Annotated in this window: 9 protein-coding genes; 4 read left to right on the top strand and 5 right to left on the bottom strand. The window is 33.5% G+C overall.

The window, feature by feature from the left end:
• Positions 1-126: 126 nt before the first annotated feature.
• The gene (locus tag PHC28_RS07575; protein ID WP_300098050.1) at positions 127-588 is read left to right on the top strand and encodes a thioredoxin family protein; all 462 of its coding nucleotides are present in this window, start codon (positions 127-129) and stop codon (positions 586-588) included.
• A 1-nt stretch (position 589) separates the two neighbouring features.
• Here PHC28_RS07575 and PHC28_RS07570 read toward each other — a convergent pair whose 3' ends face one another.
• Complete coding sequence (locus tag PHC28_RS07570) at positions 590-2,626, bottom strand: ComEC/Rec2 family competence protein (RefSeq protein ID WP_300098045.1); 2,037 nt, start codon at positions 2,624-2,626, stop codon at positions 590-592.
• Positions 2,627-3,016: 390 nt separating this feature from the next.
• On the opposite strand from PHC28_RS07570, the gene PHC28_RS07565 reads away from it, so the two are divergent.
• Positions 3,017-8,584, top strand: coding sequence for a T9SS sorting signal type C domain-containing protein (locus PHC28_RS07565; RefSeq protein ID WP_300098041.1), 5,568 nt, complete (start codon positions 3,017-3,019; stop codon positions 8,582-8,584).
• Positions 8,585-8,587: 3 nt separating this feature from the next.
• On the opposite strand, the gene lpxB is transcribed toward PHC28_RS07565, so the two are convergent.
• From lpxB to PHC28_RS07545, 4 genes are all read right to left on the bottom strand, one after another.
• Positions 8,588-9,700, bottom strand: a complete 1,113-nt coding sequence (lpxB, locus tag PHC28_RS07560; RefSeq protein ID WP_300098037.1) for a lipid-A-disaccharide synthase — start codon at positions 9,698-9,700, stop codon at positions 8,588-8,590.
• A 316-nt stretch (positions 9,701-10,016) separates the two neighbouring features.
• The gene (locus PHC28_RS07555) at positions 10,017-10,289 is read right to left on the bottom strand and encodes a hypothetical protein (protein ID WP_300098032.1); all 273 of its coding nucleotides are present in this window, start codon (positions 10,287-10,289) and stop codon (positions 10,017-10,019) included.
• A complete protein-coding gene (gene surE, locus PHC28_RS07550) occupies positions 10,282-11,061 on the bottom strand; it encodes a 5'/3'-nucleotidase SurE (RefSeq protein WP_300098027.1) in 780 nt (259 codons plus the stop codon). The genes PHC28_RS07555 and surE overlap by 8 nt, the downstream gene beginning before the upstream one ends.
• A gap of 10 nt (positions 11,062-11,071) precedes the next feature.
• Positions 11,072-11,314 (bottom strand): hypothetical protein, encoded by a 243-nt coding sequence (locus PHC28_RS07545; RefSeq protein ID WP_300098022.1) that lies wholly within the window; start codon positions 11,312-11,314, stop codon positions 11,072-11,074.
• A gap of 203 nt (positions 11,315-11,517) precedes the next feature.
• Here PHC28_RS07545 and PHC28_RS07540 point away from each other — a divergent pair, with 203 nt between their 5' ends.
• Together PHC28_RS07540 and PHC28_RS07535 are read left to right on the top strand one after the other, a co-directional pair.
• Positions 11,518-13,791, top strand: a complete 2,274-nt coding sequence (locus PHC28_RS07540) for a carboxy terminal-processing peptidase (protein WP_300098017.1) — start codon at positions 11,518-11,520, stop codon at positions 13,789-13,791.
• 133 nt (positions 13,792-13,924) lie between these two features.
• The coding region (locus tag PHC28_RS07535; protein ID WP_300098054.1) for a DNA/RNA non-specific endonuclease at positions 13,925-14,649 on the top strand (725 nt) is incomplete at its 3' end.

Below are 14,649 nucleotides of genomic sequence, written 5' to 3'. Positions count from 1 at the left end.
CGTTAATTGCGGGATTATTATTAATAGTAATTTCCCCTTGGGTGAAAAAATTAATGCAAGAAGTGAAATAAATTATTAATTTTAGGCATTATTTTTGAAAGATAATTGTGTAAAAAAAATGAAAAAATGAAAAAAACATATTTAATAATAGCATTCGTTTTGGGCTCATTGGCAGTTCAATCACAAGAGTTGGTTTGGCAAACAGATATTAAGAAAGCAATGGAAATATCAAATAAAACACAAAAGCCAATGTTGTTGTTTTTCACGGGAAGTGATTGGTGTGGATGGTGTATCCGTTTGCAAAAAGAAGTGCTGAAAACGCCTGAATTTGCTGTTTGGGCAAAGAAAAATGTAGTTCTTGTAGAACTTGATTTTCCAAGAAGAACACCACAAAGTGACGAATTGAGAAATCAAAATGCTGGATTACAACAAGCATTTGGAATTCAGGGATATCCTACGGTTTGGTTTGCTACAGCAAAAATGAAAGAAGGAAGACCTAGTTTTACAGGAATTGGGAGTACGGGTTATGTTGCTGGCGGACCTTCGGCTTGGCTCGGAGTTGCAGATGGAATTCTGAAAAATAAATAAATTAATCCAACCTATAAAATCCCTTTTCGCCAGTTGCGTGAAAAGGGATTTTCTCTTTTCTGCAAGTCGCTTTCCACAACTCAATATAAGTTCGATAATTTGAAGCATCGGCGACAACAATTTTTGGTTTCGTGGTTTCTAATAATCGATTAAGGTTTATTTTTGGAGATTGGGTAAGTATCAAAACGTCGGGATGAATATTCTTTGGATAAACACCCAAACTATCCAAAATAAGAATCTTCTTTTCATTGAAAAACAGCAGATTGTGCAATTTATGTTTGCTTTTTAGCTGGCTAAAATTTCCCATTAAATAAGCTTTTAGCATTTTGTTTTGAGTAGTTGTTTTCAAAAGGCTGTCGCTTGCATACAAGGTCACATTTTTCCCGATTCGTTCAGTAATTAAAGCATTTTTTTTCGAATTGAAAATCACCAATTCCTTTTGGTTTTCGATAGTTCTATGTGTTTCGAAATAGGTAATTTGGAAAATAATTACCGCAATTAATGTCAAAGTCAATCTATTGAAACTCGGCTTTTGAAACCAAATAATTGTTGCCAAAATCAACAAATACAAACTAACCAAAAAGTACCAATTGAACGGAATATCAAGAATGATAAATTGTTCGAATGAAGCAATAGAATTGATGATTTTATTTAAAAAATAAATGCTCCATTCTAATGGTTTAGCCAAATAAAAAGGGACATAATCGAATGCTGCTAAAACCATTACCAAAACTCCCAATGCCATAATGAGGCTCAAAAACGGAATGATAATCAAATTGGTCACAAAAAACAATCCCGGAAATTGGTGAAAATAGTAAATACTCAACGGAAAAACACCAATTTGTGCTGCAATTGAAACCGTGAGAATTTCCCAAAATAATTTTTCAATTTTATTTTTTGGCAACCAAAGTTGGTACAATAAAGGTTGTAACCAAAGGATGAAGGACAAGGCGACATAACTCAATTGAAACCCAACATCAAACAAAAAAGAAGGTTTATAAAGTAAAATTAATAAGGCAGAAACTAATAATGTATGGAAAATATAAGTGCTTCTTCTTAAATACATTCCTATGGCAACAAATGAAAACATAACAACAGATCGAACCACTGACGGGGATAAACCTGTTAAAATTCCGTATAAGGATAAGGAAGCCAGAATGATAATTAACTTGATAAATGAGGCTCTTTTTGTGTTTGGGAAAGGCTTTAAAAGAAAGTTGACAAACCCCAAAATTAATCCAATATGCAATCCCGAAACTGCCAAAATATGAATGGCTCCCGCGTATTGATAATCCCGGATAATATCTGGTGAAATATCCTGTCGTTGCCCTAAAATCAAGGCTGCTACAACATCGAGTTCGTTTTTATTGAAGTTGTTTTTCTCCAGATTGTGAATGATTTTAGTTCTTAATTTTGAGGAATAATACCAAATATTTTTGTCGATAATCGAGCCTTTTTTAATTTCGGAAGCATCGGCGTAGATTTGGGCATAAATTTGTTTTCCTTCGAGGTATTTTCCGTAATCAAATTGGTTTGGGTTTTTTGCAGGAGCATTTTTGTATATTGTTCCGTTGACACACAAATGAGTGCCAACTTCGAAAGGTGCATTCAAGCTGTCTTTTCGAACATTTAGGAGAATTTTGCCCGTATAAATAGAATCGTCTATTTGGTTTACAAGTACGATATAGCGATCATTGAAACCAGAATTTTTAAGTTTTTCTCTGATTGTTACCGACATTAAATGAGGTTTCTCAAAGATTGTTTTGTTGTGTATGAAATTGCTTTCCTGAAAAGAATCTGTATGGATGATTTGTGTGGCAGAGCCAATGCTAAGAACGAGAAAATAAGTAGTCAGGCCAAAATAAATTGGATTTACTGTATTTCTTTTTGATAAAAAATAAGTGACAACAAAAATGAAAAAGAAGATGAAAAGAAAAGTAAAAACAGCATTAGGATTGGGTTGAAAATAATAGGCAATGAGTATGCCTAACACAAACCCAATTGTTATTCTCGCTAAAGGAAATTGTAGCACTTTCATAAAGTTAAAAGTACAAACTTTTTAGTACGAAATAACTTTATTTTTTATATTTTAGTTGTGTCCAAAACACAACGTTAAGAAAAATCGCTCTTTTAGAAAAAATATCATAAAAATCTAGTTTTGCATTTTGACTTATTAGGATTACAAAATTATGGTTTTTCGAGATTTCACGTTGTTTCATCGAGCATAATTGCATTTCATCTAGATAATGTAAAATACCTTGAAATCAGTGAGTTATCATTATGAGTTGTTAATAATTTCTTAATATATAAATTTTGAAAATAAATGCATTCGATGTATATTTATAGTCCCAAACCCTACCATTATTCTTTTAATTTATTTTTTTTATGGATAAAATGACCTCCAGTATTAAAAATATAGATTGCCTTTATGAAATTAAAATTACTTTTTATTACGATTGCTTTGTTTGTGGTTTGTGGGAGTTGGGGGCAAATATATCAACACGATTTTGGTTCAACAGCAATAACAACTCATCCATATATTGTTGCTGCTAGTACTTTAAATGCTAATTTATCTAATTCTTCTTGGTCTAATAGTACTCTCGTATGGACAAGTTTTGGAGGAAGTTCTGGTCAGGCAATTGCATTAAATAATTCCAGCGGAACACCTATAATTACTTTGACTTTTAATGTGGACAGTGGTTATCAATTAACAGTGGACTCATTTGATTTTTGGAGACAAAGGAGTAATACAGGATCACAGAATTGGTCTATGACAATTAATGGAGTTTCTGTGGGTGGAGGAACGATTCCTACAACTGGATCCGCTCTTGGAGTAACAACGGTTTCAAATGCTATAAGTAATTTGACAGGCACTATAACTGTTGTAATTTCATTATCTGGAGCTTCAGGAACAGGAACATTTAGATTAGATGATTTCACATTAAACGGGAGTGTGACATCAATTGGTCCAACTTCTACAAAATCTGGAGACTGGAATGATTCAACGGTTTGGTCAACAGGCATAGTACCAACAGCTACCGATAATGTTACTATTTCAGCAACACACACAGTTTATACCTCAACTGCTTTGACAAGAACTGGAACTACAACCGTAAATGGTATTTTTCAATTAAATGCAGGTGGCTGGGCAACTGGAACAAATTTCACTTATGGTGCTACAGGAGGTTTATATTTCAACAATACATCTTCTTATGGAGTTAGTAATGGTGATGTTTTTTGGCCAACTACTAATGGTCCATTCAATGTAAACGTACTTCAAGGAGGAGTTACTTTAAATTCTGCCAATAGAACCGTTGCAGGAACTTTTCAAACTTCTACTGGAGTAACTTTAAATACTTCAACATTAGCATTAAACGGTACTACACAAATAAATGCTGGTGGTTTTTTTAATCAATCGCCAATTTATGGGACAAGTTCGACTTTAATTTATAATACGGGAGGAACTTATGGTAGAGGTTATGAATGGACAGAATCAACGGGGACAATAGGAACGACACCAGGTTATCCCAACAACATTCAATTGAGTAACAGTACGACTTTGAATTATAATAATGGAACTCCTTTGGCGAAAGCAATAGCAGGAAATTTAACCATTGATTCAGGCTCTAGTTTTTTTATGGATTATGGTGGTGGTGCTTCGGGCGGCGCTTTGACTGTTGCCGGAAATGTAACTAACAATGGGAATTTAACTTTAGGAAATACAAGCGGTGATGATTTGAAATTAGGAGGTAATTTTACCAATACAGGAATTTTTAACGGAAATAACAGAGCTGTTTTCTTTACGAAAGTAGGGACACAAACCATAACTTCTTTGTCTGGGATTACAATTCCTTATGTGGTTCTTTCAGGAGGAACAACAGTACAATTAGCAACTGGAACTAATTTAATAATTTCAGCTCCACTTACAGGAAATGCCGTTAGTTTTACTAATGCAACTGATGTTTTTGACATTAATTCTAATACTTTAACTATTGGAACTTCAGGAATTGCCAATGTAATTAATGGCGCAGGAACTTTTAAAGGAAGCACAACTTCAAATCTTACTTTATTGGGTACGGGAAGTATTGGGACTTTAAATTTTACGCCAAGTTTTCAAAATTTAGGAATTTTGACAATGGATCGTCAAGCCGCAACTATAGGTTGTGTAATAGGCTCAGCAGTTACGATAAATACAGCTTTAAACTTGACGAATGGGTTGATTGATTTAGGGGCTAATACGATGACTCTAACATCAGCCTGTAGCAATACTTTTGGAGATTCAGTTAATAGCTATGTAATTTCAGATGAAACAGCAGCAGGAAATTTAAGAAAAAATGTTATTGCTATTGGAAGTTATCATTTTCCAATTGGTGACAGAACTGCATCGGCAAATGGTTCGCAATATTCACCTGCGACAATAACCTTTACTGCTGCAACAATTTCGGGTTGGTTAGCTTTATCGGTAGAAGATAGTAAAGAACCAAATAATGATGCTCCAACAGATTTTATTACAAGGTATTGGAATTTAACTTCTTCTGGAATAACGAATGCAACTTATGATTTTGCTGGAACCTATCTTCCTACGGATATTTCTGGAACAGAAACTAATTGTAAATCGGGAAGATATAGCACGTCTAATTCCTCGTGGACAAATGGAGCAAATTTAGTTGGAGGGACAAACGTCATTTCTCTTACAGGCTTGACTTCTGCTTCGGGAGCCCTTTCAAGTCCAAATCATTTTACAGCAGGATATAGAAATCAGGAAATAAATATAAAAGGATTAACAAATAGTAATATTGTCAGTGGAAGTGCAACAGCAAGTGGGTTGAATAACACTTTATTTTCACTAACAAACATAGGTTCATCATCAACAAAAGATTTCGAAATCCAGAATTTAGGAGTAGCAACTTTGAATTTATCTGGAACTCCAATTGTAAGTATTGGTGGAGCAAATCCTGGGGATTTTACTGTGACTACATTTCCTTCTTCATCAGCGATTGTTGGAGGAGCGAGTACAACATTTGTAATCACTTTTTCACCAACATTAGGAGGAATAAGAACAGCCATAGTTTCTATCACCAACAATGACAGCGACGAAAATCCGTATACCTTTTTGATACAAGGCACAGGAAATTGCCCCACAACAACAAACACTATAACTCCAATTTCTGGGCCAGCAGGAACAGAAGTTACAATCAATGCAACGGCAAATAATCTGACTGGCGCTACAGTGACTTTTAACGGAATTGCAGCAACTTCTATTACTTATGTATCTTCTACTCAAATAAAAGTAATTGTTCCAACCGGAGCAATATCTGGAAATTTAGTTACAACAAATGCAACGGGTTGTCAAGCTACAAATACTTTTACTGTAATTAATAATTTGAATACATCTTGCCAAGGAGGAAATGGTTCTTCTGATTTATTTATTAGCGAAGTTACTGATGCTACCGCTGGTGGATTAACTTATATTGAAATATATAATGGGACAGGCAATACTATAAATCTTTCAAATTATGCATTGCAGACATTCTCTAATGGAAATTCAACAACATCTTCAGTTATTAATTTGAATAATGTGAATCTAGCATCTGGAAGTATTTATGTTGTAGCTTTAGGAATATCACTATCTCCCAGTACAACAGATACTTGCACATTAATTACAGGAGGAAATGGTGAATTAGCGAATCAAGCATCTACAAATGGAGGAGTAAATTTTGATACTAATGGTAATGATTATATTGCTTTATATAATATTTCATCCAACACTACAATAGATTCATTTGGAACTTATTTAAGTAATTCTTGGGCTAGTTCTCTAGGATTAGGAGATAGGGGAGCTGTTTTTAGACGATTAAATACCGCGATACTTCCATCTGTGAATTATAGCAATTCAGATTGGACTATAACTAATTGGGCAGGAAGTGGTTCAGGTTCTTGCTCAACTAACGATTATTCAGATATTGGCGTTTACAATTTTATTTCGGGAACTCCCCCCACAATTACACAACAACCTGTATATTCTCCGTCTTGCAAAGCAACGAGTTTGACTGTATCAGGAACTGAAGGTTATTCTGGAGGAAACCCACTAGCATATCAATGGTATGGAGTTGCACCAAATGTAACAACTTGGACAGCATTAACAAATGCAGGAATTTATTCTGGAGCAACAACGGCAACTTTAAATATTGCTAACCTTGCAGGATTAGATGGTTACCAGTATTATTGTCAAATCAGGGAAAATGGCATAAGTTGTTATACAGCTTCTAATGCTATTGAAATTGTTGAGGCTCAAACTTTGACTTGGAATGGATCTTCTTGGTCACCAAATTCTCCATCTCCGTCACTTTCGACAATTGTTGTGATTGATGGAAATTATAATACTTCAACAAATGGTAATTTGAACGCTTGTAGTGTAATTGTTAATACTGGAAAAACACTAGAAGTTACAGCCGACAATTATGTTAATATTCAAAACGATTTAACTGTAAATGGGACTTTAAAAGTTCTTGACAAAGGTTCATTGGTAATGATAGATGATGCTGGAATAGTTACTAACAATGGTATAACTGACATTCACAGATTTACAACACTATTCGAAAAATTTGATTATACCTATTGGTCAACTCCAATTGTTTCTACAAACATAGTGACTACGTTTCCAACTTGGAGAACAGATAATGCGTATGAATTTCTTCCAGCTAATTTTAATGATGTTGCACCAGTTGATGGTTTTGACGATAATGGTGATGATTGGGTTAATGCAAGCACTATGACTCCAGGTAAAGGATATATCATTATGGGAGCAACGGATAAATCAATGTATCCTACAGTTGATGAAGTAGTTTTTTCAGGCAAAGTAAATAATGGTGTTATTACTCCTTCAATCTTTTTGACTCCAAATGCTGATTCAGAAGACGATTTTAATTTGATAGGAAATCCATATCCGTCGGCAGTAGATGCTGATTTGTTTATTAATACTAATTTGCCAAAAATTTCAGGAACCTTATATTTTTGGACACATAAGGATGATTTGGGCGGAGGTCTAAACTTGGGGCCAGACGCGTCTAACTATTCGCAAGATGATTATGCAATGTATAATTTATCTGGTGGCACGGCAACTTCCGCAACAACTGGAACTGCGAGTGTGTCTAATAGCTCAGTCCCTCTTGGATATATCGCTTCTTGTCAAGGGTTTTTTGTAGAAGCTGAAGTAGATAATACGCCAATTACTTTTAACAATGCTATGAGAGTAGGTTTGCCAGATACTGCTAATTCGCAGTTTTATAAAATACGTCAAGGGAAATCTAAAATAGTTTCTAAAGACAGACTTTGGTTAAATATGGAAAATTCCGTGGGAATGTTTAGTCAACAATTAGTTGGCTATTTTGAAAATGCAACCTTGGGATATGACAAAGGTTATGATGGCTTAGTAAGTGATGGGGGGAATTATGTAAATTTCTATTCATTTATAGAAAATGAAACCTATAAGATACAAGGAAGATCTGCTTTTGATGAAAATGACCAGGTGCGTTTGGGTTATTTCAGTGCCGTGGCAGGAACGTTTAATATTAATATAGATTCAAAAGAAGGTGTTTTTAATAATTCAAACACTCCAGTTTATTTAGAAGACAAGCTGTTGAATGTAATCTATGACTTGAAAACTGCTCCTTATACTTTTGCAACTGAAAGTGGTACCTTCAACGACCGTTTCATTTTGCGTTACAACAATAAAACCTTGGGAACTGCTGATTTTGAAACTTTGGAAAATCAAGTTTTAATTTCTAATAAAAACAAACAAATAAAAGTATATTCAGCAGTTGAATCAATTGACAAAGTTGCGGTTTATGATCTTTTGGGACGACAAATCTATAAAAAAGAGAAGGTCAATAGCAATGAAGTAACAATACTTAATTTGGTTTCAAGCCAGCAAACTTTATTGGTAAAAGTGATTTTACAAAATAGGCAAACCGTTACCAAGAAAATCGTTAATTAAGAATCATTTCAAATCCCCGACAATCAATTTTGCCGTTTTTTCGCTGGCGCCAATGCCTCCTAGTTTTTCTTCCAAATCATCATATTTATGCAAAAGAGTTGCACGATAATTGGAATCTAAAATCTTCTTCAACTCTTCTTCGATGCGTTTTGTTGTGCAATCGTCTTGAATTAATTCGGTAACCACTTCTTCATCCATTATCAAGTTGACTAACGAAATGTATTTTAGTGTAATAATACGTTTTGCAATTTGGTACGAAACCCAACTGCCTTTATAACAAACGATTTCCGGAACTTTAAAAAGTGCCGTTTCAAGCGTTGCTGTTCCCGAAGTTACCAATGCTGCACTAGCAATTTTCAACAAGTCATACGTTTTATTCGATACAAATTTGATATTTTCATTGGTAATAAAATTTTCATAAAACGAAAATTCCTGACTTGGTGCTCCAGCAATCACGAATTGATAATCTGGAAAATAATTCACAACGCTCAACATTACCGAAAGCATTTTGGTAATTTCCTGTTTACGGCTGCCGGGCAAAATTGCAATTATTGGCTTTTCGTTTAATTGATTTTGGGTTCTAAAAACTTTTTCATCAATGGCTGGTTGGTTATGAATGGCGTCAATTAAAGGATGACCAACAAATTCAACTGGAAAATGGTGCTTCGTTTCATAGAAATCTTTCTCGAATGGAAGAATCACATACATTTTATCGACATCGCATTTTATGTCTGAAATTCGGCTTTCTTTCCAAGCCCAAATTTGTGGAGAAATATAATAGTGGGTTTTGAAATTATTTTCTTTAGCCCATTTTGCAATTCGTAAATTGAAACCGGGATAGTCGATAAAAATTATAACGTCGGGTTGAAAATCAGTGATGTCTTTTTTGCATATTTTGATGTTGCCTAAAATAGTTTTTAGGTGAAAAAGCACTTCTACAAAACCCATAAAGGCTAGTTCTTTGTAATGTTTTACCAAAGTTCCGCCAACTTCTTGCATCAAATCGCCTCCCCAAAACCGAATATTAGCATCAGTATCTTCTTTGTACAAAGCCTTCATTAAATTAGACCCGTGCAAATCACCTGAAGCTTCTCCCGCTATAATGTAGTATTTCATTTTTGCTTTTTTTTTTATTATGTTCTAAGGTAAATGCTGTAAACATTCTAACTACTAAGTAATATTTGTTTCTAAAAGTTTTACAGCAAAGACCACAAAGAATTATATATAATTTTTGAATTTAAGTTCGCAAAGAAAAAACCTTCGGTTTTAGAGCTATAATATTAATAAAAAATTCAAAAAATTTAGCTATATCCTTGAAAAGCGAAGATTTTCAACTTTGCATCCTTAAAAAACTATCAAAAGCACAACTTTGTGAACTTTGCGGTAAATTTTTTAAGAGGGTCTAATTACCAAATATTATTTTAAAATAAATTTATGCAAATAAAGTAATAATCGCAATAATAATTACGGACAAAACCACGCCTCGAGCCATAATTTCTTTGTTCAATTTCAGTAAAATGCCAAAAGCAACTAGATCAAGAATAGAGCCTAATGTTATTAATTTACCCAGTTTTCCCTCAGATTTCATAGATTCAATTCCTGTCATAAAATCAAAATCAGTAAAAAAAGAGATAAAAATAAAACTCCCAAGAATGCTGGCTAAAATTCCAATTATAAATCCAATCAATAAATCTTTTTTATTCATTCCATTTCCAAGTGTTAAGTTGTTGAATAGCGTGATATGCGGTCAAATCAAATTGTACTGGAACTATAGAAATGAAACCATTGGCAAGTGCCCATTCATCGGTATCTTCGCCTTTGTCTTGGTTTACAAATTCTCCTGTTAGCCAATAGTAGTCTCTCCCTTGAGGTGTTTTTCGTTTGTCAAATTTTTCTATCCAAATAGCTTTCGCTTGACGGCAAATTTTAATTCCTTGAATTGCTGACTCTTTTAATTTTGGAAAATTTACGTTCAGAACTATGTTTTCAGGAAGACCTTTTTCTAATACTTCCAGGGTGATTGTTCGTATAAATGATTTAATTTGTTCAAAATCGGCATTCCAATCATAATCTAACAAGGAAAATCCAATAGCGGGAATACCTTCAATTCCAGCTTCGACAGCAGCACTCATCGTTCCAGAATAAATCACGTTTATCGAAGAATTGGAACCGTGGTTAATACCTGACACGCATAAATCAGGTTTTCTTTTTAGGATTTCGTTGACTGCCAGTTTAACAGAATCAACAGGAGTTCCTGAGCAACTATATTCTAAAATAGGGTCATTTTCTTTAGAAATTTTATTGATATATAAGGTGTCGTTTATGGTGATGGAATGACCTGTTGCACTTTGGGCACTATCAGGAGCAACAGCCACAACCGTACCTATTTCTGCCATAACATCAATCAATGCTCTGATTCCTGGAGCCGAAATTCCATCGTCATTGGTGACCAAGATTAAAGGTTTGTTTTTTTTCATTGGATACTTTTCAAATTAAATAGGTTAAAATATCATTGTTGTCCGATAAAAAACATAAATAAAATTCCGAACTCAATGTTTGTGACACATACTGACAGTTCGCTCCTCTGGAGCTTGTTTTGGATGACTCATTTTTTCTACAAACAGTATGTCCCGATGGGACTGAAATAGCTCCGTTAGGAGTGAACTGTTTGTAGAAAACAGTAATTTTTGTTGAATAAAGCTCCGAAGGAGCGACCTGTTGATTATTCATAAAATTTTATCGAACAACAATGATTAAAATATAAAGAATCGATACTAATTCTGAAGCCTTTTCTTGAACAAAGAAAACAAAATTAAACTAGTTCGAAGATTAATCTACAAACAAAAAAAACAATTTTATACCTTTAACAAAAATTTATGTGAGCCTTATGTTTGTTGGTATGGTTTTTACAGTAATTTAGATTTTAAATATATATGAATACTATTATAAGCTTTATGAAAAGAAATTATAAAATCCTTATTGCCGTTCTAGTTCTTTCGGTATCCTTATTTGCATTCAAAATTAATTCATCTAAAAGCGGCGATCCCGAAAAAGACAAATTGATTTTGGAGCTACTTACTTTTGTTATCGAAAAAGGACATTATAATCCGGCCACTATTGACGATGCTTTTTCCAAAGGTGTTTATAAAGATTATATTCAAGCTTTGGATCCATCCAAAAGATTTTTCTTGCAATCAGATATCGATGAATTTTCAAAGTATGAAACTGAACTTGATGATGAAATATTGAACAAAGACTTGACTTTCTTTGATCTTACATATAACCGTTTGGTTCAAAGGATGGCAGAAGGCAAAAAATTCTACAAAGAAATTTTGAGTAATCCTTTTGATTATAGCGTAAACGAGACTTTTAATACAGATTATGATAAAGCACCTTATGCCAAAAATATTCAGGAATTAAGAGAAAGATGGCGTAAGCAAATTAAGTTGTCTACACTTTCGTCATTGACTGATCGCTTGGAAATACAGGAAAATAAAGAAAATAAAGTTGTTGGTAATATAAAAAATCACACTTCAGACGATATAAAACCTGGCGAATTTGCTAATAGTTCAATTGATTCAGAGAAAGTTAAAACAAATAAATCTGCTGGAGAAAAACCAAAAACTTTTGAAGAGTTAGAAAAAATAACTCGTGAAAGTTCGTTGAAATCATTAGATGAGTATTTTGGTTTTATGAATGATTTATCAAGAGATGACTGGTTTTCAGTTTATTTAAATTCAATTACTTCTCGTTTCGATCCTCATACTAATTATTTTCCACCAGAAGAAAAAGAGCGATTTGATGTAAGCATAAGTGGAAAATTTGAAGGAATTGGAGCGCGTCTTCAAAAGAAAAATGACTTTACTGAAATAACAGATCTTATTTCTGGAGGACCAGCTTGGAGAGGAAAATTGCTCGAAGCAGGTGATGTCGTGATGAAAGTGGCTCAAGGAAATGGAGAGCCAGTTGATATAGTTGGAATGCGTTTAGACGATGTGGTTAAAAAAATTAAGGGACCAAAAGGATCTGAAGTTCGCCTAACCGTTAAAAAAGTGGATGGTTCTATTAAAACTATTTCCATAATTAGAGACATCGTAGAAATTGAAGAAACTTATGCTAAATCTAGTGTTGTTGAAAGAAATGGGTTGAAATACGGAGTTATTTATTTGCCAAAATTCTACATCGACTTTGAAAACAAAGACGGAAGAGATGCAGGAAAAGATATTGCCATTGAAGTAGAATCTTTGAAAAAAGAAGGTGTAAACGGAATTGTTCTTGATGTTCGTGATGATGGAGGAGGATCACTTTCTACAGTTGTTGATATCGCTGGATTATTTATTGAGCAAGGACCAATTGTTCAAATAAAATCAGCAGGAAGAAAAAAAGAAGTATTGTTCGATAGAGATAAAAAAATTGAATGGGATGGGCCATTGGTAATTATGGTTAATAGTTTTTCTGCTTCGGCTTCCGAGATTTTGGCGGCAGCAATACAAGATTATAGAAGAGGAATAATCATTGGCAGTAAACAAACTTATGGCAAAGGAACGGTTCAAAATGTGATTGATTTAAATCAGTTTGTTAGAAGCAGCAATGAAGGTGATTTAGGAGCTTTAAAGACCACTACACAAAAATTTTATAGAATTAATGGAGGTTCAACACAACTCGAAGGAGTGAGTAGCGATGTTGTTATGCCAGATAAATACGGTTATTTAAAAATGGGCGAAAGAGATGTTGACAATGCAATGCCTTGGGATAAAATTGATCCAGCTGAATACAAAGTTTGGAATCACAACGAAAATTTTGACAAAGCAATTGGGAATAGCAAAAGACGAATTGCTCAAAATCCTCAATTTAAACTAATTGAAGAAAACGCAAAATGGATTGATGACAGAAGCAAAGAAAACGAGTATAGTTTAAAATTAGAAGATTTTAAAAAGAATCAAAAAATTCTAGAAGAGGCAAGTAAAAAGTTCAAATCTATAGTAGATTATGATGATCATTTGAAGTTTTCTTCGTTGCCTTCAGAGGCTGAAGCAATGAAATTAGATGCTTCTCTTAAAGAAAAAAGAGAAAGATGGCACGAAAGTTTGTCCAAGGATATTTATGTGGAAGAAGCTTTAAATGTATTGGATGATTTGCAATCTAAACCAGTTGTTAAAAAAGGGGTTCCTGATTTGATAAAGAAAGAAAAATTAGTTAAATCATAAGGAATTTTTATTAGTGAATAAAGAAAAACAGGGATTAATAGCAAAAATGCTCCAGAAATTCAGGAAGAATTTCTGGAGCATTTTCATTTTTGGAACTGTTATAATTTTACTCTTTGAATCGTCTTCCGTTTTCATATTGAAATCTAATAATGAAGAAAGGATTCAAAGTAATCTAAAACAATCTTTTGATTTCTTGCCAACATCAACTACAAATCAAATTATAAAACACGAATTCTATACTTTGTCTTATAACGAAAAACAGGAACAAGCGGAATGGGTTGCCTACGAATTAAAAAAGAGTTATGTGAGAAGTAATAATTTTAAAAGGCCCTATTTTATTGACGATCCAAAAGTTAAAACAGGTTCTGCTGATTGGCGAAATTACAAAAATTCGGGTTACGATAAAGGGCATCTTTGTCCGGCTGGTGATATGGAATTTGCTATTAACGCTTACAATGATACTTTTTTTACTTCTAATATCTCTCCGCAAAAACATGATTTTAATGGAGGAGTTTGGAATAGATTAGAGCAAAAAGTTCGTTATTGGGCAACAAAATATGATGGAATTTATGTTGTTACTGGTGGTGTTTTAAAAGGTTCTTTGAAAACAATTGGAAAAGAAAAAGTTTCAGTTCCACATTATTTTTATAAAATTTTGTTGGATGAATCTAATGGAAAATATCGAATGATTGCTTTCTTAATTCCAAACGAAAAAAGTGATAAAGCATTATATTCTTTTGTGGTTTCGGTAGATAGCCTCGAAAAAATGACTGGAATAGACTTCTTTCCAAAACTAGATGATAAGATTGAAAATAGTTTAGAGAAAAGTAGCGATTATAAATCTTGGAGTTTTAATTA

Source organism: Flavobacterium sp. (genome assembly GCF_028712645.1).
GTDB lineage: Bacteria > Bacteroidota > Bacteroidia > Flavobacteriales > Flavobacteriaceae > Flavobacterium.
The sequence above is the reverse complement of the archived record's forward strand: the minus strand, read 5'-3'. Positions and strand labels throughout refer to the sequence as shown.

Excerpts from the sequence above, each read along its gene's own strand:
- surE (WP_300098027.1), bottom strand. The coding sequence starts at position 11,061 with ATGAAAAAAAACAAACCTTTAATCTTGGTCACCAATGACGATGGAATT.
- lpxB (WP_300098037.1), bottom strand. The coding sequence starts at position 9,700 with ATGAAATACTACATTATAGCGGGAGAAGCTTCAGGTGATTTGCACGGG.
- PHC28_RS07540 (WP_300098017.1), top strand. The coding sequence starts at position 11,518 with ATGAATACTATTATAAGCTTTATGAAAAGAAATTATAAAATCCTTATT.
- PHC28_RS07575 (WP_300098050.1), top strand. The coding sequence starts at position 127 with ATGAAAAAAACATATTTAATAATAGCATTCGTTTTGGGCTCATTGGCA.
- PHC28_RS07565 (WP_300098041.1), top strand. The coding sequence starts at position 3,017 with ATGAAATTAAAATTACTTTTTATTACGATTGCTTTGTTTGTGGTTTGT.
- PHC28_RS07545 (WP_300098022.1), bottom strand. The coding sequence starts at position 11,314 with ATGAATAATCAACAGGTCGCTCCTTCGGAGCTTTATTCAACAAAAATT.
- PHC28_RS07555 (WP_300098032.1), bottom strand. The coding sequence starts at position 10,289 with ATGAATAAAAAAGATTTATTGATTGGATTTATAATTGGAATTTTAGCC.
- PHC28_RS07570 (WP_300098045.1), bottom strand. The coding sequence starts at position 2,626 with ATGAAAGTGCTACAATTTCCTTTAGCGAGAATAACAATTGGGTTTGTG.